Source organism: Nonomuraea sp. H19, assembly GCF_052068215.1.
GTDB lineage: Bacteria > Actinomycetota > Actinomycetes > Streptosporangiales > Streptosporangiaceae > Nonomuraea.
Window position 1 is genome coordinate 111,890 of the sequence record NZ_JBQHCV010000021.1, and the last position, 22,375, is coordinate 134,264.

The 22,375-nt window shown below is 69.9% G+C and carries 22 protein-coding genes; 11 read left to right on the top strand and 11 right to left on the bottom strand.

What is annotated here, in order from left to right:
• Positions 1-83: 83 nt before the first annotated feature.
• From ACTMTI_RS37985 to ACTMTI_RS38005, 5 genes are all read right to left on the bottom strand, one after another.
• Positions 84-842, bottom strand: a complete 759-nt coding sequence (locus ACTMTI_RS37985) for a haloalkane dehalogenase (protein WP_441125543.1) — start codon at positions 840-842, stop codon at positions 84-86.
• A 63-nt stretch (positions 843-905) separates the two neighbouring features.
• The gene (locus ACTMTI_RS37990) at positions 906-1,289 is read right to left on the bottom strand and encodes a pyridoxamine 5'-phosphate oxidase family protein (RefSeq protein WP_441125544.1); all 384 of its coding nucleotides are present in this window, start codon (positions 1,287-1,289) and stop codon (positions 906-908) included.
• Positions 1,286-2,101, bottom strand: a complete 816-nt coding sequence (locus tag ACTMTI_RS37995; RefSeq protein WP_441125545.1) for an NAD(P)H-binding protein — start codon at positions 2,099-2,101, stop codon at positions 1,286-1,288. Before ACTMTI_RS37995 ends, ACTMTI_RS37990 begins: the two co-directional genes overlap by 4 nt.
• 147 nt (positions 2,102-2,248) lie before the next feature.
• A complete protein-coding gene (locus ACTMTI_RS38000) occupies positions 2,249-2,935 on the bottom strand; it encodes a DUF998 domain-containing protein (protein ID WP_441125546.1) in 687 nt (228 codons plus the stop codon).
• Positions 2,936-3,264: 329 nt separating this feature from the next.
• The gene (locus ACTMTI_RS38005) at positions 3,265-3,738 is read right to left on the bottom strand and encodes a four-helix bundle copper-binding protein (protein ID WP_441125547.1); all 474 of its coding nucleotides are present in this window, start codon (positions 3,736-3,738) and stop codon (positions 3,265-3,267) included.
• Between the two features lie 274 nt (positions 3,739-4,012).
• Here ACTMTI_RS38005 and ACTMTI_RS38010 point away from each other — a divergent pair, with 274 nt between their 5' ends.
• Positions 4,013-5,041 (top strand): LacI family DNA-binding transcriptional regulator, encoded by a 1,029-nt coding sequence (locus ACTMTI_RS38010; RefSeq protein WP_441125548.1) that lies wholly within the window; start codon positions 4,013-4,015, stop codon positions 5,039-5,041.
• A gap of 55 nt (positions 5,042-5,096) precedes the next feature.
• Here the strand turns inward: ACTMTI_RS38010 and ACTMTI_RS38015 are convergent, their stop codons facing one another.
• The gene (locus ACTMTI_RS38015; RefSeq protein WP_441125549.1) at positions 5,097-6,524 is read right to left on the bottom strand and encodes a ricin-type beta-trefoil lectin domain protein; all 1,428 of its coding nucleotides are present in this window, start codon (positions 6,522-6,524) and stop codon (positions 5,097-5,099) included.
• 429 nt (positions 6,525-6,953) lie between these two features.
• Here ACTMTI_RS38015 and ACTMTI_RS38020 point away from each other — a divergent pair, with 429 nt between their 5' ends.
• Positions 6,954-7,529, top strand: coding sequence for a helix-turn-helix domain-containing protein (locus ACTMTI_RS38020; RefSeq protein ID WP_441125550.1), 576 nt, complete (start codon positions 6,954-6,956; stop codon positions 7,527-7,529).
• Between the two features lie 83 nt (positions 7,530-7,612).
• On the opposite strand, the gene ACTMTI_RS38025 is transcribed toward ACTMTI_RS38020, so the two are convergent.
• Complete coding sequence (locus ACTMTI_RS38025) at positions 7,613-8,968, bottom strand: protein kinase domain-containing protein (protein ID WP_441125551.1); 1,356 nt, start codon at positions 8,966-8,968, stop codon at positions 7,613-7,615.
• Between the two features lie 156 nt (positions 8,969-9,124).
• On the opposite strand from ACTMTI_RS38025, the gene ACTMTI_RS38030 reads away from it, so the two are divergent.
• The 5 genes from ACTMTI_RS38030 to ACTMTI_RS38050 all read left to right on the top strand — a co-directional run bounded on the left by ACTMTI_RS38030 (position 9,125) and on the right by ACTMTI_RS38050 (position 15,440).
• Positions 9,125-10,114: a S66 family peptidase gene (locus tag ACTMTI_RS38030; protein ID WP_441125637.1), complete on the top strand. Its 990-nt coding sequence runs from the start codon at positions 9,125-9,127 to the stop codon at positions 10,112-10,114.
• 77 nt (positions 10,115-10,191) lie between these two features.
• Positions 10,192-11,319 (top strand): sensor histidine kinase, encoded by a 1,128-nt coding sequence (locus tag ACTMTI_RS38035; protein ID WP_441125552.1) that lies wholly within the window; start codon positions 10,192-10,194, stop codon positions 11,317-11,319.
• Positions 11,312-12,421 (top strand): hypothetical protein, encoded by a 1,110-nt coding sequence (locus ACTMTI_RS38040; RefSeq protein ID WP_441125553.1) that lies wholly within the window; start codon positions 11,312-11,314, stop codon positions 12,419-12,421. Before ACTMTI_RS38035 ends, ACTMTI_RS38040 begins: the two co-directional genes overlap by 8 nt.
• Positions 12,422-12,426: 5 nt before the next feature.
• On the top strand, positions 12,427-13,080 hold the full coding sequence (locus ACTMTI_RS38045) for a response regulator (protein ID WP_441125554.1): 654 nt from the start codon (positions 12,427-12,429) through the stop codon (positions 13,078-13,080).
• A 479-nt stretch (positions 13,081-13,559) separates the two neighbouring features.
• Complete coding sequence (locus ACTMTI_RS38050; RefSeq protein ID WP_441125555.1) at positions 13,560-15,440, top strand: BTAD domain-containing putative transcriptional regulator; 1,881 nt, start codon at positions 13,560-13,562, stop codon at positions 15,438-15,440.
• Positions 15,441-15,508: 68 nt separating this feature from the next.
• Here ACTMTI_RS38050 and ACTMTI_RS38055 read toward each other — a convergent pair whose 3' ends face one another.
• A complete protein-coding gene (locus ACTMTI_RS38055) occupies positions 15,509-16,186 on the bottom strand; it encodes a DUF998 domain-containing protein (RefSeq protein WP_441125556.1) in 678 nt (225 codons plus the stop codon).
• Between the two features lie 151 nt (positions 16,187-16,337).
• Between ACTMTI_RS38055 and ACTMTI_RS38060 the strand changes: the two genes are divergently transcribed.
• Positions 16,338-16,829 (top strand): GbsR/MarR family transcriptional regulator, encoded by a 492-nt coding sequence (locus ACTMTI_RS38060; RefSeq protein ID WP_441125557.1) that lies wholly within the window; start codon positions 16,338-16,340, stop codon positions 16,827-16,829.
• Positions 16,826-17,980, top strand: coding sequence for an FAD-dependent monooxygenase (locus tag ACTMTI_RS38065; RefSeq protein ID WP_441125558.1), 1,155 nt, complete (start codon positions 16,826-16,828; stop codon positions 17,978-17,980). The genes ACTMTI_RS38060 and ACTMTI_RS38065 overlap by 4 nt, the downstream gene beginning before the upstream one ends.
• A 23-nt stretch (positions 17,981-18,003) precedes the next feature.
• Here ACTMTI_RS38065 and ACTMTI_RS38070 read toward each other — a convergent pair whose 3' ends face one another.
• The gene (locus tag ACTMTI_RS38070) at positions 18,004-19,227 is read right to left on the bottom strand and encodes a cation:proton antiporter (RefSeq protein WP_441125559.1); all 1,224 of its coding nucleotides are present in this window, start codon (positions 19,225-19,227) and stop codon (positions 18,004-18,006) included.
• 182 nt (positions 19,228-19,409) lie between these two features.
• On the opposite strand from ACTMTI_RS38070, the gene ACTMTI_RS38075 reads away from it, so the two are divergent.
• Positions 19,410-20,282: an alpha/beta fold hydrolase gene (locus ACTMTI_RS38075; RefSeq protein WP_441125560.1), complete on the top strand. Its 873-nt coding sequence runs from the start codon at positions 19,410-19,412 to the stop codon at positions 20,280-20,282.
• 142 nt (positions 20,283-20,424) lie between these two features.
• Complete coding sequence (locus ACTMTI_RS38080; protein ID WP_441125561.1) at positions 20,425-20,868, top strand: CBS domain-containing protein; 444 nt, start codon at positions 20,425-20,427, stop codon at positions 20,866-20,868.
• A 199-nt stretch (positions 20,869-21,067) separates the two neighbouring features.
• Here the strand turns inward: ACTMTI_RS38080 and ACTMTI_RS38085 are convergent, their stop codons facing one another.
• Positions 21,068-21,601, bottom strand: coding sequence for a hypothetical protein (locus ACTMTI_RS38085; protein ID WP_441125562.1), 534 nt, complete (start codon positions 21,599-21,601; stop codon positions 21,068-21,070).
• On the bottom strand, positions 21,579-22,337 hold the full coding sequence (locus ACTMTI_RS38090) for an NBR1-Ig-like domain-containing protein (RefSeq protein WP_441125563.1): 759 nt from the start codon (positions 22,335-22,337) through the stop codon (positions 21,579-21,581). Before ACTMTI_RS38090 ends, ACTMTI_RS38085 begins: the two co-directional genes overlap by 23 nt.
• Positions 22,338-22,375: the final 38 nt, after the last annotated feature.

The following is a 22,375-nucleotide window of genomic DNA, read 5'->3' on the forward strand; positions in this document are numbered from 1 at the left end:
CTTACCAAGCGTTTGCTTGACAACTTGACCAACGCAGCCCAGCTGGAGGCCGTGGTCATCGCCGCCATCCGAACCTGGTGGGCTCAGGCGAGCCGGTGCTTGGCCATCCAGTCCGCGATGGCCGCCGCGATGGCCTGGGGATGGTCTTCCGGGGAGTGGTGCCCGGCGACGGCCTCATGGTGCGCGATCTCGAGGCCGGCCATGTTGGCCGCGCACCACGCGACGAGCTCGGGACCCATCATCGCGCCGGGGCCGGGCTGGAAGGTGATCAGCAGCTTCGGCACCTCCACGCTGGTGGCCAGCCATCGGTCGTACGCCTCGACCCTGGCCACGACGTCGGCGGGCGTCCCGCCCAGCGGCATCGAACGCGCCCACCGCAGCAGCGGCAGGCGGCTCTCCCTGGTGGGGTACGGCCGCAGGTAGGCCGCGATGTCCTCCTCGGCGAGCGGGGTGGCGACGGTGCCGGGCAGGGTCTGCTCGATGAAGGCGTTGTCGTCGAGGATCAGGGACTCCCCCACGCCCTCGGTCTTGATCGCCTCGAAGATCGGGCGGCCGCCCTCGGGGAACTCCTCCCAGGACATCGGCTTGACGATGGTCTCGTTGACGGCGATGCCACGCACCCGGCCGGGGTGGCGGGCGGCCCAGTCGAAGGCCAGCGCCCCGCCCCAGTCGTGGCCGACGAGCACCACGTCGTCGAGGTCGAGCGCGTCGAACCAGGCGTCCAGATAGCGGGCGTGGTCGGCGAAGGTGTAGTCGATGGCGGGCTTGCCCGACTCCCCCATGCCGATCAGGTCGGGGGCCAGGCGGCGGCCCACGCCGACGGACGATCGGCGCGCCCGCACCGAGTTCCTGGTAGGACATCGTGGAGTCGAGCACGTTCTGGATGGGCATGGTGGGGTTCCGTTTCAGGTGTTGAGCGTCATGGTCCGGTCCACCGCGATCTCGATCACGACCCGGCCGGGCGGGTTCGGCGGCGGTGAACCGTAGCGTTCGGTGTAGCGGCGGGCGGCCTCGGCCACCTGCCGGGGATCGTCGGACACCGTGGCGGCGCCTTCGAGGGTGACCCAGCGGAACCCCTCGACCTGGCAGAGCGCGGTTCGGCCCGGCGCGGCCAGATTGCGGGCCTTACGCGAGGTGGAGACGGTCAGTACGCGGGCGATCGCCGCGTCGGCGTCCCAGGTGAAGCGCACGGCCACCACGTGCGGACTGCCGTCGGGTCGCAAGGTGGTCAGGGTGGCCACGTGGGGCTCGGCCAGGAATGACTCGACTGAGCCGGACGGCCTGCTCACCGGAAGGCGGCGATGTTGCGAGCGGCCCAGTCGGCGAACGCACGCGGCGCGCGGCCCAGAATCCGCTCCACGTCGGGGCTGACCTGCTGCTCGGCGGCGGTCGGCGTACCGAGGATGGCCAGGGTGCCCTCGACGACCGGTTCGGGCATGAATTGCAGCATCTGCGCCCGGGCCTCCTCGCGGGTCTGCTCGACGAAGCGCACCTCCGTACCCAGCGCCTCGCCGATCGCGGCCGCGCGCTCGCGGGGGGTGACCGCCTGCGGCCCGGTGAGTTCGTACGTACGCCCTGAGTGCCCGTCCTCGCGCAGCACCGCGGCCGCGACCGCGGCGATGTCGGCCGGGTCGATGGTCGGCAAGCCGACGTCGCCGAACGGCGCGGCGGCGATGCCGTGTGCGCGGATCGGCTCGGCCCAGGCGAAGGCGTTGGAGTCGAAACCGCCCGGCCGCAGGATCGTCCAGTCCAGCCCCGAGCCGCGCACCGCCTCCTCGAAGGCGACGGGGTGGGGGTAGACATGGGGCCGGGTTCCGGCGCCCTGGGAGGAGAGCAGCACAACGCGGCGGATCCCGCCCGCCTTGGCCGCATCGAGGATGGCCTGCGCGTCCGGCCCGGCGACCAGCAGGAACAATGCGTCGGCCCCATCGAAGGCGGCCTTCAACCCGTCGGGCTCGGCCAGATCGGCCTGGCCGAGCCGGGCCCCTTCCGGAAGCGGGGCGGGCCGGCGGGAAACCGCGGTCACCTGCTCGCCTGCGGCGGTGAGCAGGCTGACCAGCTCGCGCCCGACATTGCCGGTGGCACCCGTTACTACGATCATCGTTCCATCCCGTGCAGTTAGTTAGTTGTCTGACTGACTCCGCAACCATAGCGACCCCCTCCCGCTTGTGTCCATAGTGAGTTGGATAACTAACTCGGTGAGCTCAGGCGTCGGTCATTTGACGTCGTCGGCCACCCGGCGGTGGGGCTACACGGCAGGAGCGAGGGCTGGACTGCCGGCGTTGCGCAGATGGACGGCGAGCAGGGCCAGCCACGCCCAGCCGACGGCGATGGTCAGTCGCTGAAGCAGCCCGCCGATCTCGGCGAGACCTGCAACCTGGGCAAAGGCCTGACCGGACAGGAAGAAGCCGATCGCGACCAGGGCGCCCGTGGCGGCCGAGTAGAGCGCCCACCCGCGTTCGCCCCAACCGGCGAAGCGCCGGGCGAAGACGAAGCACGCGCCGGTCAGCGCGGCGAAGACCAGCAGCGAGAAGGGGAAGTCGTGCAGGATGCCGTGCCAGGTGTGCACGCCTTGGGCGGGCGTACCACGCGGGTAGCCGCTGACCGGATCGGTCACGAAGACGCCGGCACCGACAAGTCCCATCGCGTACGCCCCCACCAGCAGCGGCCCCCAGGTCGAGCGTCGCCCGACAGCGTGAAGACCTCGGCGCAGGCCGATGGCGAACAAGAACATCAGCAGGCCGGTGATGACGAAGTTGGCGACCTGCGTCCACCCATACGGCCCCAGCGCCAGAGAGCTGACTGGATGCCGGAGCGGATCGTAGTCGGCCCGGGTGGCACCTTCGAGGAGGAAGGCGATGACGAACAAGGGGCCGCCAATCGCGCCACACAACAGGTAGGCGGACGTCGCGCTCGGGATCTTCAGAGCTCTCATCGATTCTTCTCGTCGGGAGGGGTCTCTTGACTGTCGACACGTGGCGCCGTCGCGGATCGCCGGCTCGACAGCGACGCCCCCCCATCCGATCGGCCAGACGTCTCAGGACTCCCAGCGCGGTAGACGATCACCGGGCTTGGGAGAAATGGCGATCTGTCCGCAGCGACATGGCGGCAACCATAGTTGACGAAACCAATCGGGGTCAACCCGGGTTGACGCACTGCACTTTGGAATACCGAAGGGAGACCTGCGTCATGCGCAGGCCTCCCGTTGGGTGCCAGTGGCGTATTCACCCCCTGCTGGCGCAGAGTTCGTCCAGTACGTGCGCCCTAGCGCGACTGCTGCTGCTGTTGCTGCGGGCGGCTCTGGCTGGGCGGACCGGTCGCCGATGTCGGCTCCAGCTGGGGCAGCAGGGCGTTGAGCGCCTGCTCGGTTTCCCGGCAGGCCTCGGCGCAGATGCGGCAGTGCTCGTGCCGGCTGCTGTGCTCGGCGCAGGAGTCGCCGCAGCTCTTTGTCGCCTGGATCGCGGCCTGCACCTGTGCCCGGGAAAGGTTGGCGTCGTAGCCGGTGTGCCGCGACAGGACCGCCGCCGTGGTCGAGCAGATGGCGGCGCAGTCGAGGTTGTCACGAATGCATCGGCTGAGCATCGCCAACCGGTCGGCGGGCTCCGACAGGCACGCGTCGGCGCAGGCCGTACATGCCTGGGCGCAGGATTCGAGCGCGTCGATGACGGCAGCCAACTGCCTGTGGTCGAGGTTGATCTGGGCCGGATAGGCGTCCAGCATCTTCTCGGTGTAGGTCATGTCGACCTCCTTGCTGTCGGGTGTCCGGTAACGCCTACCCGCCGACGCCATACGCAGGCCTGCGATATCGATAAGCAATCAGGCAAGTCGTGGAATTCGCCCCCGCGACGATCCGCGAGTACGCCGCCGTCCCAGATGCAGGTATGGAGCTCCCATCACTACGCACCTTGCGCCCGCGAATCATGGGTTTCGTTTCCGTTACCATTCAGGTCGGTGCTACGCCACTTGATCGGTTACCTGGCGCCTCACCCAGACCCCGCAGGAGAAGCCGGCGTTGAGCGAGAAGCCGATGGGGCCGCGAAAGCGGCCATCGCTGATCGACGTGGCACGCGTCGCGGGCGTTGCCCCGATCACCGTCTCCCGCGTGGCCAACGCCCAGGACAAGGTACGAGAGTCCACCCGCAAGAAGGTGCTCGACGCCATGGCCCAGGTGGGCTACCAGCCCAACACCGCAGCACGTGCCCTGGCCACTGGCCGCTTCGGCACGATCGGCGTCATAACGTTCACGATGGCGACGTACGGCAACGCCCGCACCGTCGCGGCGACCGTCGCGGCGGCCGAACGGCAGGGCCAAGCGGTGACGTTGCTGACCGCCCCCTCTACCAGCCAGGACGAGGTGCACAGCGCCGTCGCCAGGTTGAAGATGCAGGCCGTCGACGGCGTCATCGTGATCATGGAAGCGCGGCTGCTCGGCGGCGAGCAGCTGTCCCTCCCGCCCGGCATCCCGATCGTGGTGGCCGACTCGGGCGGGGCGTCGGAATTCTGTGTGGTGGACAGCGATCAGGCGGGCGGCGCGCGGCTGGCCACCGAGCATCTGCTGTCGCTGGGGCATCGCCATGTCTGGCACATCGCCGGTCCGATGCGGTCGTTCGCGGCCGCCGCGCGGGCGAAGGCGTGGAAGGAGACCTTGCGTGCGGCGGGTATCCGCGCGCCGCACATGCTCGCCGGCGACTGGAGCACTCAGTCCGGCTACCTGCACGGCAAGACACTGGCCGCGGACCCGTCGGTCACGGCGATCTTCGCCGCGAACGACCAGATGGCGCTCGGGGCGATGCGGGCCCTGCACGAGGCCGGCCGGTCCATTCCGGGCGAAGTCAGCGTGGTCGGCTTCGACGACATGGAGGACTCGGCCTCGTTCTGGCCACCGCTGACCACCGTCCGCCAGGACTTCGACGAGATCGGGCGGCTCTGCGTGGACAGTCTGCTGGACGCGATCCGCCACCACACTGGTGCGCTGCGCACCCACATCGTGCCGACCTCCTTGGTCGTCCGGCAGAGCACCGCGCCTCCACCTCCCGCATGACGCGGTGGCGAGACCGGTCATCTGGTCTCGCCTCCGTGTCACGCGGTATGGACGCTTACGAACGCCTCCACTGCTGGTTGGCAGCGCCGCTGCACTGCCCCACGTCGATCAGCGTGCCGTTGCCCGTTCCGGCGCCGGCGGCCTGCAGGCACAGGTTGGTCGCCGGGTTGGTGATGGTCAGGTCGGCGTTGATCACCCATTTCTGGACAGGCGTGCCGGCGCAGTCGTTGATCTGTACGGGACTGCCCGGTGAGACGCCGTCGCCGCCGATCTCCATGCACTTGTTGCCGTAGACCATGAACGTGCCGTCGGCGGAGTGGTTCCAGGATTGGTTGGCGCCGTCGTTGCAGTCCCACAGGTCGAGCTGGGTGCCGTTGGCGGTGCTCCATCCGGGCACGTCGACGCATCGGTTCGAGCCGACTCCCCTGAGTACCTCGCCGGGCGGGGCGGGCGGATCGTCGTTGACCGGCGGCTCGTCCCCGATGCCCCAGCCCCACTTCAACTGGGCGAGACCGGTGGCGCTGTTGGGCACCAGACGGCCGTCGGCCTCCTGGGAGAGCAGCGAGTAGGCGTCCCCGGCACGGAGTCCGGGCCAGTAGACCAGGCCCATCCGATTGTCCCGGGCCGTGTTCGTCACGGCGGCGAAGTAGGAGGTGTAGACGTTGCCGTTCCACGCGCCGTAGTTGAGCCCGGTGGTCATCGGAGCGCCGGCCTCGTCGATGAGGGTGCGGTGGGCGTACTCGCCGATTCGCGGGGCCAGGTTGGCCTTCCACTCGGCCTCGGTGGTGTGACTGGCCCAGAAACCGTAGAAGTGCAGTGACAGCAGTGTGCCCTGGAGCTCGGGTGCGGCGCCGACTCCGGTGACGTTGTCGTTGTAGCCGGTGCCGCTGACGATGAGCCGTCCGCGTGGCACGTGGCGGTGCGCGGCCAGCCAGTCGACGTTGATCGTGACCCACTGGTCCAGGCTGTAGCCGAACGGCTCGTTCATCGGCTCGAAGTAGACGCGGGGGTTCTTGCCGTATTTGCGGACGACGGTGTCCCACATGGCGTTCCACGCCGCCATGTCGTCAATTTTGCCGTCCTTGCTGCTGTTGGCCTCCCAGTAGCTGAGGATGACCTTCATGCCATGGCCGAGCGCGGCATCGATCGCGCCGGTATAGGAGGACCACCAGGAGGTCCCCACGCTTGAGGGATTGATCGGCATCCGTACGGTGTTGGCGCCCAGGACGGACCGGAATCCTGAGACGATCCGCTTCGCCTTGGCGTGGGTGGCGGTGTAGCCGTCGGAGGTGGACAGGCCGGTCGGCACGACCGGGTCGGCCGCGTAGTTGTCCCGCGGATCGGCCCAGTTCACCCCGCGGAAGTCGCTCGTTGCCAGGGGATTTGCAGCGGCCGGCTGGGCGAGCACCGCGATAAGGGGGCTCGCCAGCAGGACGGCCGCTGCTACCGCACGCGGGATCAGCCCGCGTGTCAGCGCAGCCATGCGCATACGTTCTCCTTCAAGGTGGGGGGTTCACGGGGATGGAGAAAGGGATGTGATGGTTGCGCAACCATTGAAGGGATACTGATAGCGCCGCGGGCACCCTGTCAACAGTCGGTTTCTCCTGGTAGTGGGCCAGAAGGCGTGGGCACACGCCGTACCACCGGCGGATGCGAGATCTCAGACGCCACCATGAGGCGACAGAACCCCGCCAACGTGGGGCATGGCACCGATGACGGTCAACAACCACTCGGCGCCGATTGGCCGCGTCGACGACATGGAACCCCGGCCGTGATCGCCGCCTCGCAGTGCCCGCACCATCTGTGGGCGGAGCTTCGCAGAGTCACCGGCTTCGGGCGTCGTGCTGCCGACGCTGAAGGTCAAGAAGGGCCGGATCCGCGTCTCCTACAGCACCGCCCACCGGGAGCGGTCATGACTCCGCTGTCAGGCGAGCGTAGGCCCGCCAGCAGCACCGCGATCGCGGTCGGGGCGCAGATCCGCCAGCGCCGCGAGCAGCGTGGCATGAGCAGTGCCGAGCTGGCCCGCCGGGCCGGCTTGAGCAAGGCGACGCTGTCGCAGTTGGAGGCCGGACGGGGCAACCCGACCATTGAGACCCTCGACGCCCTCGCGATCGCCCTGCGCATCCCGCTGACCGACCTTCTGGCCCGCGACATCGATCCCGGACCGGTGTACGTGCCCGGCACCGACCTGGCCGACGGCGAAGTGGGACGAGAGCTGCTGCGTCGTATCAGCAGCGGCAACAGCCTGGAAATCTGGCGGCTGCGCATGCCCCCCGGCACGCACCTGGACGGCGTTCCGCACGCGACCGGCACTATCGAGCACCTGCTCGTCTCTTCCGGACGCCTCACCGCCGGACCCGCCGACGCCCCCACCGACCTGCACCCCGGCGACCTGCTCGCCTTCGCGGGAGATGCCCCGCACGTCTACCGCACCGGCCCCGAGGCGGCCGACGTCACCGTCGTCATCGCCTCCCCCATCATCAGCTGAAAGACCCCCTGAACATGAGCGTCACCGCCTCCGCCGCACCCCAACGCATCGGACTTTCCCGTCCGCCGCGGCTCGGGACCTGGTCACTTGTAGCCCTTGCCTGGGGGCAGTGGCTTGTGCCCGCGTTTGGCCTGTCCCCCCTTGACGGCGGTCTTCTTGGCCTGGCCCGGTGGCAGGGACGCTGCATCTGTGCCTGCGGCAGGCGGATCGGCAGGGTGTCGGGTGGCAGGGGTGCTGCGCCTGATGGTCACCGGCTGGGCCTGCAAGATGCCGATGGGCGGCGACGTGGCGGGCGCGCCGGCATCGGGCCGCCGATCGGCGGGCGGCTGGCTGAGTGGCTCGTTCGGCCAGGAGGTGGTGGCCAGAACGCTGATGATCAGCGCCGCCACGGTCGCGGCCTGCCGCGCGTACGTGCCCGGCCGCCGGTGTCCGGCCGGCTTGGGGGACGTGCGGTGGGCCGATGGGCGGTCGTCGGACCGGGCAGGGGCTGGGCGCCTGGCGGAAGAGGGGTCGGCCGGGTGGGATGGCGGTGAGGTGGTTGCCGCCGTGGCCGGCTGGAGCGCGAGGGTGTAGGTGTGCGGGAGGTCCTGGGTGTCCGGGAGGTGCTCGGGGTGCGGGGCGCTGATGCGGTGAAGGTGCCGGCCGGCGTCGTCGCTGTCGGTGCGGCGGTCGGGGTCTTTGGCCAGCAGGCCGGTGATGAGCGGGGCCAGAGGGCCGGCGCGTTCGAAGGGGGCGGGGTCGGTGGCGAGCACCGCGCTGAGGGTGGCCAGGAAGCTGCCCTGATCGAACGGAGTGTGGCCTTCGACGGCGGTGTACAGCGTGATGCCCAGCGACCACAGGTCGGCCTGCGGGGTGGGCGGGCCGCCCTGGACGCGTTCGGGAGCGATGTAGGCCGGGGTGCCGACGACCGTGCCCGCCTGGGTGAGGTCGGTGGATTCCTGCAGGCTGGTGGCCAGCCCGAAGTCTGTCAGCACCGCGTGGTGGTCGGCGTCCAGCAGGATGTTGGCGGGTTTGACGTCGCGGTGCACGATCCCGGCGGCGTGCGCGGCCTGCAGTGCGTCCAGCACCTGCAGGCCGATCCGGGCCACGGTGGCGGGGGGCAGCGGCCCCTGTTCGGCGAGGACGTCGGCCAGGGTGGGGGCGGAGACGAGTTGCAGGATGATCCATGGCCGCTCGTCAGCCACCACCACGTCGTAGACGGCGGCGATGTGCGGGTGGCTCAGCCGGGCGGCCAGTCGCGCTTCGCGCATGGTCCGGCCGAGCAGCGCCTCGCGTTCGGGCTGCGGCCGGTGGTCCAGGGTGACCTCCTTGACCGCGACCGGGCGATCCAGCAGTTCGTCGTGGGCATGCCAGACTCGGCCCATGCCGCCCCGGCCGAGCTCGGACAGCAGCCGGTAGCGGCCGCTCAGTAACCAGCCCTGGTAACGCGAATCGGACATGGTGCCCGGTCTACCCGATCAACGTCCGTCCATGCGCGCCGCCATGCGGGCGGCACGCCGACGCCGGCCGGGAAAGTGGATCAGGGGCTCGGACCCGGAACCTACGGAGTAAAAGATCCCGTTCGGCCTGCCTTCGCCCGTTAGGCTGCGGCAGTGATGGATGTGATCTTCCCTCTCAAACTGAACGAGGGCGACGTCGTACGAGTGGTGGCGCCGGCCAGGTCCCGCGCGATGGTGATGGAGCACGACCACACTGACATCATCAGGTCTCGGTTCGCCGAGCTGGGCCTGACGCTCTCCTATGGCAGCCATGTCGACGAGCGAGACGCGCTCGACTCCTCCAGCGTCGCCTCACGGGTCGCCGACCTGCACGAGGCCTTCGCGGACCCGTCGGTGGCGGCGATCCTGACGGTCATCGGCGGCTACAACTGCAACGAGCTCCTGCCGTTCCTGGACTGGGAGCTGATTCGCGCCAACCCGAAGATCTTGTGCGGATACTCCGACATCACCGCCCTGCAGAACGCCATCCTCACGCGAACCGGGCTGGTCACCTACTCCGGCCCTCATTGGTCGACGTTCGGGATGAGAGACCATTTCGAGCAGACCCTGCGCTGGTTCACCTCGGTCATGTTCGACACCGCTCCGATCACTCTGGCGCCGGCGGCGCGATGGAGCGACGATCTCTGGTTCCTCGACCAGGACAAGCGCGTGCTCATCCCCAACGACGGATGGTGGTCGATTCGGCCCGGCACCGCCGAGGGACACCTCGTCGGCGGTAATCTCAGCACGCTGAACCTGCTGCAAGGCACCCCCTACATGCCATCCCTCGATGGCGCGATAGTGATCGTCGAGGACGACTTGGAGTCACATCCGGCGACTTTCGCCCGCGGCCTGACCTCGCTGCTGCAGCTTCCCGACGCTCCGGGAATCCGCGGACTGGCGATCGGACGGTTCCAGCACGCCAGTCGCATGTCTCGCCCACTGCTGGAACAGATCGTCGGCTCCCAACCGGCACTGACCGGCATCCCCGTCCTGGCCAACATCGACGTCGGCCATACCTACCCCTTGGCCACCTTCCCGATCGGGGGCCAGGGCCGGCTCACCATCACCGACACCGCGACAAACCTGACAGTGCTACGCCACTGATGCATCGGCCTATCCAACAAGACGTTCCGACCCAGCGCGGGTCGAGTAGTTAAGCTGCGTCACAGCGAGGTGATGGAGTGGCGGGAGAAGCGGCGCGGCTGCTGGTGCGGTTCGGCCGCCGGTACGCGGCCGCTGTGCGTCTGGCGACGCTGGTTCCGATCTGTGCGATCGCCCTGTTCCGGGCGCCTCCCGAGCACCTGGCGTCCACCGCTTCCGTGGTCGCCGTCGCGGCGGCCTGGACCTGCGGCTACGTATGGTGGCTGCGCGCGGGCCAGGGGACCGGGCCGGTCGCCCTCGACGTGGCCGTCCTGCTGGGCTTGTTCGCCAGCGTCTTCTGGACCGACGCCGTCGAGGACCGCAACACCGGGTGGCTGCGGCTGCTGGTCGTCTTCGCCTGCGTGACGTGCCAGTGGCACACCTCACCGCTGGCAGGCGGCGTGGCGGCGCTTGTGGCCGGGGGCGGGCCGGTGGCGCTCCTCGCCGCTGCGGGAGCGGCGGAAGTGGACGGGAGCTTGATCAGAGGGCAGGTGTGGGCACTGCCGGCGGCCGCGCTGTCCAGAGCGGCCTGGGTGCTCGTCCACCACGCCGCGGAACGGGCCGACCGGATGGCCGCCGAGGCCGCGCGGGCGCGCGGCGAGTCGCTGGTGGCCGCGGCCGTGCGCGCCGAGGAACGCGAGCTCGTCAACTCCCTGCACGACACCGCGGCCACGACCCTGCTGATGGTCGGCATCGGCCAGGTGCGCTCCGAGGCGGACTGGCTGGCCCCGCAGGCCCGCCGCGACCTGGACCGGCTGCGCTCCGACAGCGGGCGGGCGCCCCGGCACGCCGACCTCGCCGGCCTGCTGCGCGACGACCTCGACGCGACGCATCTGAGCGTGGAGTTCGACGCGCCCTCGCGGCTGGTGCTCCCGTTCGACGTCGCCAGGGCCATCGCCGACGCGGCAGGGGAGGCCCTCACCAACGTACGCCGCCACGCGGGCACGACGCGGGCGACCGTCCGGCTGCGTGGAGACGCCCGGGCGCTGTGGCTCGACATCGCCGATCAGGGGAAGGGATTCTCGCCCGCGGAGGTGCCGGACACCCGGCGCGGCCTGCGCGAGTCCGTGCGCGGCAGGATGGGCCGCATCGGCGGCACAGCCACGATCACCTCCGCCGAGGGCAAGGGCACCGTCGTACGGCTGGAATGGCGGGCCGGTGATGAGTGACGCCGTCGAGGAGCGGACGCGGGCGCAGTTACGGCACGGCCTGCGGATCGCGACGCTGCTCGTCGCCGTGGCGATCGTGTTCGGGCTCGGGCTGGCCAACATGCTGCGTCACCTGGACTCCTACGAGCCGGCGCTGGCGCAGGTGGCCGCCCTCACGGCGCTGGGGGCCGTGCTCGCCGGGGAGGCCACGCTGCTCGTGCGGCGGCGGTCGTGGGGGCGGCTTCGCTGGGCCGCCATCGCCGTCGTGCTGGTCGCGTCCGCGCTGTCGTACGCGACGCTGCCGGATGGGCGCACGTCGACCGGCCCGGACTGGATTTTCGGCGCCGCCAACTGGGTGGGTGTCGTCGTGCTGCTGGACCGTCCCTTGCGGAGCTCGGCGGCGTTCCTGCTCGCCCACGAGCTCACGGCCCTGGTGCACCTGCTGCTGTTCGACGAGCCCAGCCGGCAGGCGCTGGCCCGGTTCGCCACGGGCTCGGTGACCGTGTTCGGCTTCCCGCTGTGTGTGGCGGTGGCGGCGGCCGTCCTGCACGGCCTCAGCGCGGCGGCAGCGGTCTCCCAGCGGGAGATCGAGCGGGTGCGCGTCGCCGAGGCCGTCGCGGCCGAGTCACACCGCCGCAGGCAGGAGCGGTACGCCGAGCTGTCGGCGACCACGATTCCGCTGCTGGAGGGGCTCGCCGACGGTTCGCTGCGCCCCGAGGACCCGGTGGTCCAGCGGCACTGCGCCATCGAGGCCGCCCGGATGCGGCGGCTGTTCGCCGAGGCCGACACCGTCTCGAATCCCCTGCTGCACGAGCTGCGCCACTGCGCCGATGTGGCGGACCGCAAGGGCGTCGTGGTGGAACTGGACGCGCGTGGCCAATGGCCCGCGCCGCCTGTGGCCGTCCGGCGCGATCTCACCGAGGCGGTGCTCACCGTACTCGCCACCGCCGCGTCCCGAGCGCGGGTCACCGTTGTGGGCACCGCGGACCTGGTGTCGGTCAGCGTCGTCGCGGACTGCGGCGAGGTGAACGTGCCGAGCCCGGCGACACCCGGCGTACGAGTCGAGGCGTTGCGCAACGACGACACGATCTGGATGGAGGCCCAATGGCAGCCGACGAGCTGATCACCGTGGTGATCGTCGACGATCACGCGGCCATCGCGGCTGGCGTCCGCTACTGGTGCTCCCAGGCCGTGCCACCGATCGAACTCATCGACGCCGGGGACCGGCTCGCCGGTGTATGGACCGGACCCGGCGCCGACGCCGACGTGGTGATCTTCGATTTGGAGCTGGTGCCGGGGAGACCCGAATTCGGAGAGCTCCGTCGGCTCGTCGACAGCGGCAGGCGCGTGATCGTGTATTCACAGCACGCCGACGATGCGACCGCGATCAAATGCGTCGACCTCGGCGCGCTCGCCTACCTGACCAAGCGGGAGGGACCGGAGCACCTGGTGCCCGCCATCCGGGCGGCCGCGCAGGGCGAGCCCTACACCGCGCCGTCGCTGTCCGGGGCGCTCGTCTCCAACGACGCGCCGGACCGGCCGCGCCTGTCCCAGCGCGAAACCGAGGTACTGCGGGCGTGGTTCGTCTCCTCGTCCAAGGAGCTCGTCGCTGCGAAGCTCAACATCACCGTCAAGACTGTTGACACTTACATCGCGCGAGTCCGCGTGAAATACGCCAACGTGGGACGGGCCGCCGGTACCAAGAGCGGACTCGTCGGCCGCGCCCTCGACGACGGGATCATCACGCTCACTGAGCTCAACGAAGCGGAAACCTCGTTGTAGGGCGTTCACCGGACACCGGCGTGCCCTGTGCCTTCCTAGAGTGGCGGTCAGTCGTGGATATCCGCCTCGGGAAAGAATGTGAAGGCCATAGGGGGTTCTCGTCTTTGTCGTTGATCTTCGCGACGGGCACGTTCACGGTCACTCGCGGATTCAGTGAGGACTTGCGAGTGAAGTGAGTCGATTCGGTCCGTCCGATGTGGCGGCGTCGCAGTCCGGGCCTCGTGGCCACTTGACGGGGGCGGTCACGGAGTAGCCGACGGCGGGATGGGTGATGACGCCCTTTCCCCTGGCAGCGTCCAAGGGCCAGCACAATCATTCGGAGTGGCAGAAGCGGCACTTGAGGCGTTCGCGCTCTGCGCCGACGTCCCCGATTGCGGGCCTGACTGTGCTGCTCTCAGGAGCGCATGCCTCCTTCCCCGCCCCAGCGCAGATTTTGTGTCGGTTTGCCGCCTCTACGCGATACGACAGGGAGAGCCCCGATGGGACTGGAGATCAAACTCCTGGGATCATGGGAGGTCACGGCGAACGGTGAGCCGGTGAGGCTGACCGGTGAGCGGCGGGTTGGGCTCCTGGCCAGGCTGGCACTGAGCGTCGGCCGGGCGGTCCCCGCGGAGCAACTCCTCGCCGATGTGTGGGGCCAGAGCACGGTGGCTACACCGGGCAAGCAACTGCACATCGTAGTGTCGAAGCTTCGCGACCTGCTTTCACCGCACCAGGACGACGAGATCATCGAGACCGTTTCCGGCGGATACCAGCTGAACCTCGACCGCGAGAGCATCGACGCCCACCTGTTCACGCTCCTGGCCCGCCAGGCAGGCGCCGCACGGTCCCAGGGCGAGCTCGCGACGGCGGACAGGCTGTTCCGGCAGGCTCTGGCGCTGTGGCGGGGTGACGCACTGGCCGGCGTGACCGCCCCTTGGGCGGAGATCGAGTCCGCCCGTTTGCAAGAGGAGCGCCTCACCGCACTGGAGGACCACTTCGACCTCCGCCTGGCGGCCGGTGATCATCACGCGGTGGTGCCGACGCTCACCGCCCATACCGAGGCCCACCCGCTGCGAGAACGTCCTCGCGCCCAGTTGATGCTGGCGCTGTACCGGGCCTCCCGATCGTCCGAAGCTCTCGCGGCGTACCAGGAGACTCGCCGCCTCATGGTCGACGAGCTGGGCATCGAACCGGGAGCGGCGCTGCGTCGGCTGCAGCAGGCGGTGCTCCGGCGGGATCCCGCACTCGAGCTCGCCTCGGCGGCGCAGCGAACCACGCTCACCGAGCCCGCCATCCCGGCCGAACTCCCCGCCGGCACCCGGGCATTCACCGCCCGCGCCGCGGAGGTCGCGTGGCTGCACGACACGCTCACCGGCACCGCGCCCGGGCTGCCCGCAGTCGCCGCGATCGACGGTCCCGGCGGGATCGGCAAATCCGCGTTGGCCGTCCACGCCGCGCACGCCGTCGCCGACCGCTTCGCCGACGGCGTCCTCTACGTCGACCTGCATGCCGCCACCGCCGGGCGCCGGCCGGTGTCGCCGTTCGAGGCCCTGAGCCGGCTACTGCGCTCGCTCGGCGTTGACGGCACCGCCATACCGCCCAGCTTGGAGGAGGCCGCCGTCCTCTACCGCTCCCTCACCCTGACACGCAACCTCCTCATCGTCCTCGACAACGCGCTCGACGCCGACCAGGTCCGGCACCTCGTCCCCGCCGGGCCCGCCTGTGCGGTCATCGTCACCAGCCGCCAGATCATTGCCACGCTCGACAGTGCGAGCCCTCTGCACCTGACCGAGCTCGACCACGCCGACGCCATCGCCCTGTTCGCCCGCCTCGTGGATCCCGGCCGCGTCCATGCCGAGCCAGAGGCGGCGCAGCAGATCGTCCTGCAATGCAGCGGCCTCCCCCTCGCGCTCCGCATCTCGGCGGCACGCCTGGTCGCCCGTCCCGACTGGACGTTGTCCCATCTGGCCGATCAGCTCACCGATCCCGCCCACCGCCTCGATGCTCTCGAACACGCCGACCTGAGCATCCGCACCAGCATCGCGGTCAGCCTTCAGCACCTCCAGCAAGAACCCGCGGGCCGCGACGCCGCCCACGTGCTCCTCCTGCTCGGCCTCCTGGAAACCCCCGGCTACACAGCGGCTGCCGCATGCGCTCTCACCGGCTGGCCGGAGCACAGGGCGGAAGCCGCGCTCAACCGTCTCTTGGACGCCCACCTCCTCGAATCCGCTGGGCCTGGTCGCTACCGCATGCCCGATTTGATCCGGCTCCATGCCCGCGAGCAGGCCGCCCGCCACGTACCCGAACCCGGGCGGGTCGCCGCCGGCCGGCGGGTGTTCCATCACTCCCTGGCACCGGCAAGAGTGCCGGTGCGCTGACCGTCGCGCCACGTGCTTTGTGTTGACGCCTGCACTCTCAAAGCCGTCGACTTCCCAGGTGTCCTTGGCTACCCGCCGGAGGTGTGCTTGAGCCCCCCGGGGACGTGCCCACGCAGGAGATGAACGCCCACGGCGATGATCCAGCAGAAGCCGGTCAGCAGGGAGAGGTGTTCGAGCAGGCCTGCGGGGGCCGGTCGCCAGACGCCCAGGACGTCAAGGCGGTAGGCGATGCCTGCGGCGAAGGCGAAGGCGATGATCAGGGCGCCGGACAGGCGTGAATAGGCGGCCCAGCCCCGGCTTGCTTCACGTAGGCGCCGGGCCAGTACGAAGGCGACGGCGCTCAGCCCGGCGAACAGTGCGAAGCCGGCCACCTGGTGGATGAGGCCGCCGGTGGTGACCCCGGTCGGTTGTCCGGGCGGGTAGCCCAGCGCCGGGTCGGTGGGTACCAGCCCGGCCACAATGAGCCCGGCCGCCGCGGCCGCGAGCAGGACCGGCCCCCAGGTCGCGCCGCGGCCACCGCGCAGGACTCGGCGCAGCCCGGCCGCGAAGGCCAGTAAGAGCAACCCGCCGAGCACGAAGTTCACCGTCTGCAGCCAGGCACGCTCGCCGGTGCCGAGCTGGCTGGCGCCGTGGTGCCACAGGCTGTAGCCGGGCCGGGTGGCGCCGTCGGCCCACAACAGCACCGGCACCAGAACACCGGCGGCAACGCCGCTGCCGAGCAGCGGCTTGAGGATGCGGGTGGTCATCGGGAAGTCCTCCTTGTTCTCCGTGACCGCAAGGGGGTCACGGGCCGACCAGACTTCCCGGCTCTCCAACGGAACGCCCCTTGACGGGACGCATGCTTGATCAATACAGATATGCTAGCTCATACTGAAATAACTGTAAAAGGAGCTAGGCGTGACCGAACAGGATCAGTTGCTGGAGTGGGTGGAGCGCGTCGCCATGTACCTGGCGCGTGACGGGGTGCCGCCGATTGCCGGGCGGGTGCTGGGCTGGCTCATGGTCTGCGATCCGCCCGAGCAGTCCGCCGGGCAGATCAGTACGGCGATCGGCGCCAGCCGCGCGTCGCTCACCTCGAACCTGCGGCTGCTGACGAGCATGGGGTTTCTCACCTGGCGGACCCGGCCGGGCGAGCGCACCGTCTACTACCGGATGGCCGAGGACGCCTGGGCGGTCGTGGTGCGTCGCCAGGTCGCCGCCATCACCTCCTTCATGGACATCACCCGCGACGGCGTGGACCTGGTCGGCCCGGACGAAGAGCGTGCCTCTCGCGTCCGCCAGGCGCACGCCACCTTCGAGTGGATGGCCAAGGTCTTCGACAACGCGCCACCCCTGCAGGCTGACGGCCCCAATAGCGCCGAGGCCCTCGACGACGAGGAGACATCATGAGGAGACACGCCATCGTGGTCGGCGGCGGCATCGGCGGGCTGGCCACGGCGCTGGCTCTACGCCGGATCGGCTGGCAGGCCACGGTGCTGGAGCGGGCGGCCGAGCTGGGCGAGATCGGTGCCGGCATGTCCCAGGCGCCCAACGCTCTGCGCGCGTTGGCCGAGCTCGGCGTGGAGGAGCAGGCCCGCGCGGTTGGGGCGCCCACCTATTCCTCTGGCAACCTGCGCACGCCGGACGGCCGCCACCTGCAACAAGCGCGGCCGGGGGATGCGACCGCGCTGCTCGCCTTCGCTCGCGCCGACCTGCACCGGGTGTTGCTGGAGGCGGTGCCCACCGGCTGGATACGCCCGGACGCGGAGGTCACCGCCATCCGGCAGAACGCCGACGGCGTGACCGTCGGATTCGGCGGCGGCGAATTGACGGCCGACCTGGTCATCGCCGCCGACGGCATCCGCAGCACCGTTCGCCGGCTGCTGTGGCCGGACGCGCCGCCGCCGCGCTTCCTGGGCCGGACCGCCTGGCTGGGCATCGCCCAGGTCCCCGGCCTGCCCGGCAGCATGACCATGGGCCCGGGCGGCTACTTCCTCATCCACCCCATCGCGCGCGGTCGTGCGTACTGGGCCTACGTCACCACCGCCGACGCGCCGGGCGTCCGCTACGACCAGGAGAAGACCGAGGTGGCCCGCCGGGTCGGGACCTGGCACGATCCGATCCCGGCGCTGGTCGAGGCCACCCCAGGAGAGGCGGTGATCCATATCGACATCTGCGACCTGGATCCGCTGCCGGCCTACGTCCGCGGCCGGGTTGCGCTGCTCGGCGATGCCGCGCACGCGATGAGCCCCGACCGCGGCCAAGGCGCCGGACAGTCGATCGAGGACGCCGTCGTGCTCGCCGCCGCCCTCGCCGGCGAGCACACGGTCGACGCTGCGCTGCGCCGCTACGACGCCGACCGCCGCCCCCGCACCCAGGCCACCGCCCGGGGCGCCCGCAAGGACGGCGACCGAATCATCTCCAAGGCCGCCCACCGGGCGATGGTGACCATGATCCGGATGATGCCCGCGCGTTGGTGGCGCAAGGGCATCGCGGCCGACGGCAACGCCACCTGGCGGTGGCGGCCACCGCGCCTGCCGTCGCCGGCTACGCGCCCTTGAGCCGGCGAGCAGGGAGGTGCGCCTTATGGTGTCGGCTCTCCTTTCTCGCCCCTGCGCAGTCGCCGGGTGATGCCGTACCAGGCCGGAACCTCACGTTCGTCGTCGAAGCCACGGGCCACCACGATGTCGGTGGACGAATGCAGCAGGATGGACAGCACGATGGTGACGGCGACGATCTGGAACACCTGCTGGGCGGCGGCGATGCCGGAGCCGAGCACGAGCAGGCCGTACACGACGGAGGCGAAGCCCTTGGGCCCGAACCAGGCCACCGCGGCCTGCTCGCGCATCGACAGGCCGGAGCGCAGGAAGGACAGCCAGATGGCGATGGGCCGGGCCAGGAACAGGGCCCCGATGGCGAACAGCCATCCCGCCCAGCCGACCGATCCCAGCAGCGCGGGGGTGATGAGCGCGCCGAAGACGAGCAGCGCGGCGAGCTTGAACAGTTCGGCGATGAGCTCGCCGAAGTGCTCGAACGACTCGCGCTGGCGCGGCCCGAAGGTGGCCACGGTGATCCCGGCGGAGAAGGCGGCCAGGAACAGGTTGCCGTGCGTGGCCTTGCCGAGTGCGAGCACCAGCAGGCCGATGGCCAGGGCGTTGAGCGGCTCGTACTGGGTGGAGGCGGAGAACCAGCGGGTCTGCTCGAGCTTGATCGCCACCCACGGCACGGTCACGCCGATCAGGATCCCGAGGCCGAGCTCCAGCCCCAGCTCGCCGAGATGCAGGTCCTCGGAGCCGGAGGCGATGGCCAGGAAGAGGATGACGAACGGCAGCGCCAGCCCGTCGTTGACGCCCGACTCCACATTGAGCAACTGCCGCAGCCGTGGCGGCACCTTCTCGTTGCCGACCAGAGCGGCGGCGAACACCGGGTCGGTGGGCGCCAGGATGGCACCGATGAGGAGCGCCTCAATCCAGCCCAGACCGAGCAGGTAGTGCGCGCCCACGGCCGTGATGACCAGGGTGAGCGGCAACCCCCAGCCCAGGGCTCGGCCCGGCAGCCGCCACGCGCCGCGCAGATCCTGCCAGCCGACCCGCATGCCATCGCTGAACAGCACCGCGAACAGCGCCAGCTCGGCCAGGGTGGCGACGAGAGGATCGCCCGCGCTCAGCGAGACCACGCCGAGCACACCGTCGCCCAGCACGAAACCCGCGACCAGGAACAGCGCCGCTGTCGACAGGATCGTGCGATGGGCGAGGCTGGACAGCAGGACGGCCAGCAACAGCACGCAGGCGAACGTGGTTAGCAACACGACGGGAGAAGCCTTTCGGACAGGCGGAACGGACACGATCCCTGCCGACCAGACTTCCCGGCGCACCGCGCTCACCGTAACAGCAACGACCCGGTAAACCCCATACGGGTTGGCGACGCAATCATCACTGCGGCCATGATCGTGGCGTTGCTTCCCTCGACTACTGCAAAGGAATTTCGCCTGTGGCTCTCCAATCGATCTACACCTCCCACGGCGGCGAGCAGCACGTACGTCAGTGGTGCCGGGACCGCCTGAGCGCGTGGGCCACCCCACACGAGGTGAGCACGCTGGAGACGTCGCTGGGAGTGACCACGGTGGTCACCGCGGGGCAGGGCCCTGCGGTCGTGCTGCTGGCGGGCACGAACTTCTGCGCGGCGACCATGCTTGAGGTGGCCGACGCGCTGGCGCCGACGCGACAGGTGATCCTGGCCGACCTGCCAGGGCAGCCGGGTCTGAGCAGCTCTCAGCGGCCTCGCCGGGAGCGCGTGACGGCTTATGGACGCTGGACCGAGGAGGTCATGAAGAAGGCGGTTTCCGGGCCGGCCGTGCTGGTTGGGCATTCCCTGGGAGCGGCCGTGGCTCTGGCGACCACGCCGGGGCCGCATCTAGCCGGCCTCGTGCTGGTGTCCCCGGCGGGGCTGAGTCGTGCCCGCCTGACCCCGGCCGTGCTCCGGGCGACCCTGCCGTGGATCGCAGCCCCTTCCCCGGCGCGCAGCCGGGCCCTGCTCAACCTGATGAGCGGCCAGGCTCCCCATTCCGCGGGCACGGACCAGAACCTGGTGGAGTGGATGACACTCGTCGCCCGGCACACTCGTACCAGCCTGGCCCCGCCCCCACTGCCGGGCCCCCTGCTGCGTCGCTGGGCCGGCACACCGGTGCTCGTGGCAACCGGCACCCAGGACTGCTTCTACCCACTCGCTCGCATCGCCGGCTCCGCTCGCGCCCTGCTGGGCACCGAAGCCATCGCCCTGCCGGGGGTGGGGCACCTGGGACCTCACGAAGATCCCGCGCTGCTGACCGCCCTCCTCGACCGGCTCGACACCCACCGAGAATGACAGCCCATGCCGTCGGGCGGTGCGCATGAAGGACCGGCCGCCCCTCGGCGTGATCTTGGCGGTTGCTGCTACGTTGTCTACAGGTGTGCCGGGAAGTCTGGTCGGCGGTCCTTTGTCCTTTTCCGACCAGAAGGATGTGCTTGTGCGCGCCCGAGACCTGCTTGCCGACTTTCCCACAGTCGGCCTCGACTCCCCTGTGATCGACGCGGCCAGAATGCTCGCCGACCAGGATCTGCCCGGCATCATCGTCGTCGGCGACGACGGCACGCCGTTCACCATTCTGCCCGGGACCGAGGTGCTGCGGCTCGCCGTGCCCGCCTACTGCCAGGACGATCCGGCGCTGGCCCGGGTGGTGGATGAGGCCCACGCCGACACCTTCCTGAACGCGCTGGACCGTCGTACCGTGCGGGAGGCGCTGCCGAAGCGGCAGCGCGAGCTGCCGATCACCGACCCGGACGCCACCGTGCTGGAACTGGCCGCACTGATGGCCCGCACCCGCAGCCCGCTGGTCGCCATCGTCGGCGACGGGCGGCTGCAAGGAGCGGTGACCCTGCAGGCGCTGCTGGACCGGATGCTCGCGGCATGAGCGTGCTCTCCTGGGTGAGCGTGGCGGTGTTCCTGTCCGCCTACGTGCTGATCGCCACCGAGAAGATCCACCGGGTCGCGGCGGCACTGGGCGGTGCGGGGATCATGCTGCTGATCCACGCCACCGGCGCCGCGCCGGCCGCGCAACGCTGCCAACGCGCCCGCGGCCGCGGCCGCAGCGAATCGGGACCCGCGTGTGGTCAGCGGACGTGGAAGTCGGGGTTGCGGGCCTTGAACGTGCACTCGCCCACGAACTTGACCGTCTTGCCGGGCTTGATGTTCTTCCAGCCGGTGCTCTGCTGCCGCGAACCATTACCCATCATATTCTTGCACCAGTACACCAGGCGTGCCTGACCGGTCTTGTTCCCGTTGTTCCAGCACTTTCCCCAGACGGTCGTGTTGCCGGTGCCGGGGGCATTGCATCGCACCACCGCTCCGCTTTCCGTGAACGCGGAGGAGGCCGCCGCCTGGGCGACGCCGCCGCCGATCGACACCAGTACGGAAATCGCGCCGACGCCGATGGCCAGCGAACGCATCATCCTGGTCACTTTTGTTTCCCCCATGGTCGGATATTCGTGTGCCCGAACGGAAAAGGCGTCGTACCGCGCCTCGATCGCCATGCTGGCACGCGGCCCTCCAGCCGACCAAGGAATCTTTGTCCAGACCTGCCCCAAAGCGGCGCTCTGGCCGTTGGACAAATGAAACCGCAGGTCAGGGCTGGTCCACTTGGACATCGAGGAACACCGCGCGCTTGAGGGGGAACAGCACTCGGCCCTGCACATCGGTCATCTTCCAGTAGATGCGGCAGTTCCCAGGTTTCTCCGGAGCCTTGACCCGCACTGCGATGTCCACGGTCTGGCCCGGCGCCGTCGACGGTACGGTCACCTTTTCCGGTGACCGGCACGGGGCCTTGTTGACACGCGCCAGAAACCTGCCCTCCCAGGCGACCGTTCCCGTGTTGCGAATCCTCCATACTTTCTTGAAGGAAGAGCCCGGCCGTACTTTCGAACCGTCCGGGTACGTGACGTCGCCCACGAATTCGGAATTGTCCACCGGAGCCGGGCTCATCGTCGGCCCGGAAGGCGGGAGATCGTTACGGTCCGCCTTCGTGCCCAGGACGAAGAACACCGCTCCAGCCACCGCCATCGCGGCCGCGGCCACCACATAGAAAAGGCCACGGCGGCCCTGCGCAGGCCGGGGTGAGGGAGCCGGATCCGTCACCGCGTCAAGCGGCGACGTGTCTTCCTGCGTTCCGTCGGCGGCGCCTATGCCGGCAGGAGAACCGTCCGCCCTGGCGCGCTCCCAGCGGTCCCGCCACTCCTGCCGGGTCTTGTCCGGATCGCCGCCCAGGCGGTCGACTGCCAGGACCCGGACGTACTCCCAGGTCGTCTCCCACGTTGGAAGCTTGCGTCCTTGGGCGGCGCTGGCCAGGGACGACTTCGAGGCCGCCGCGCCGAGCCGGGACGCCATCTCCGCGTATGACGGGTCGCCGGCCTCCTGCTTCAGCC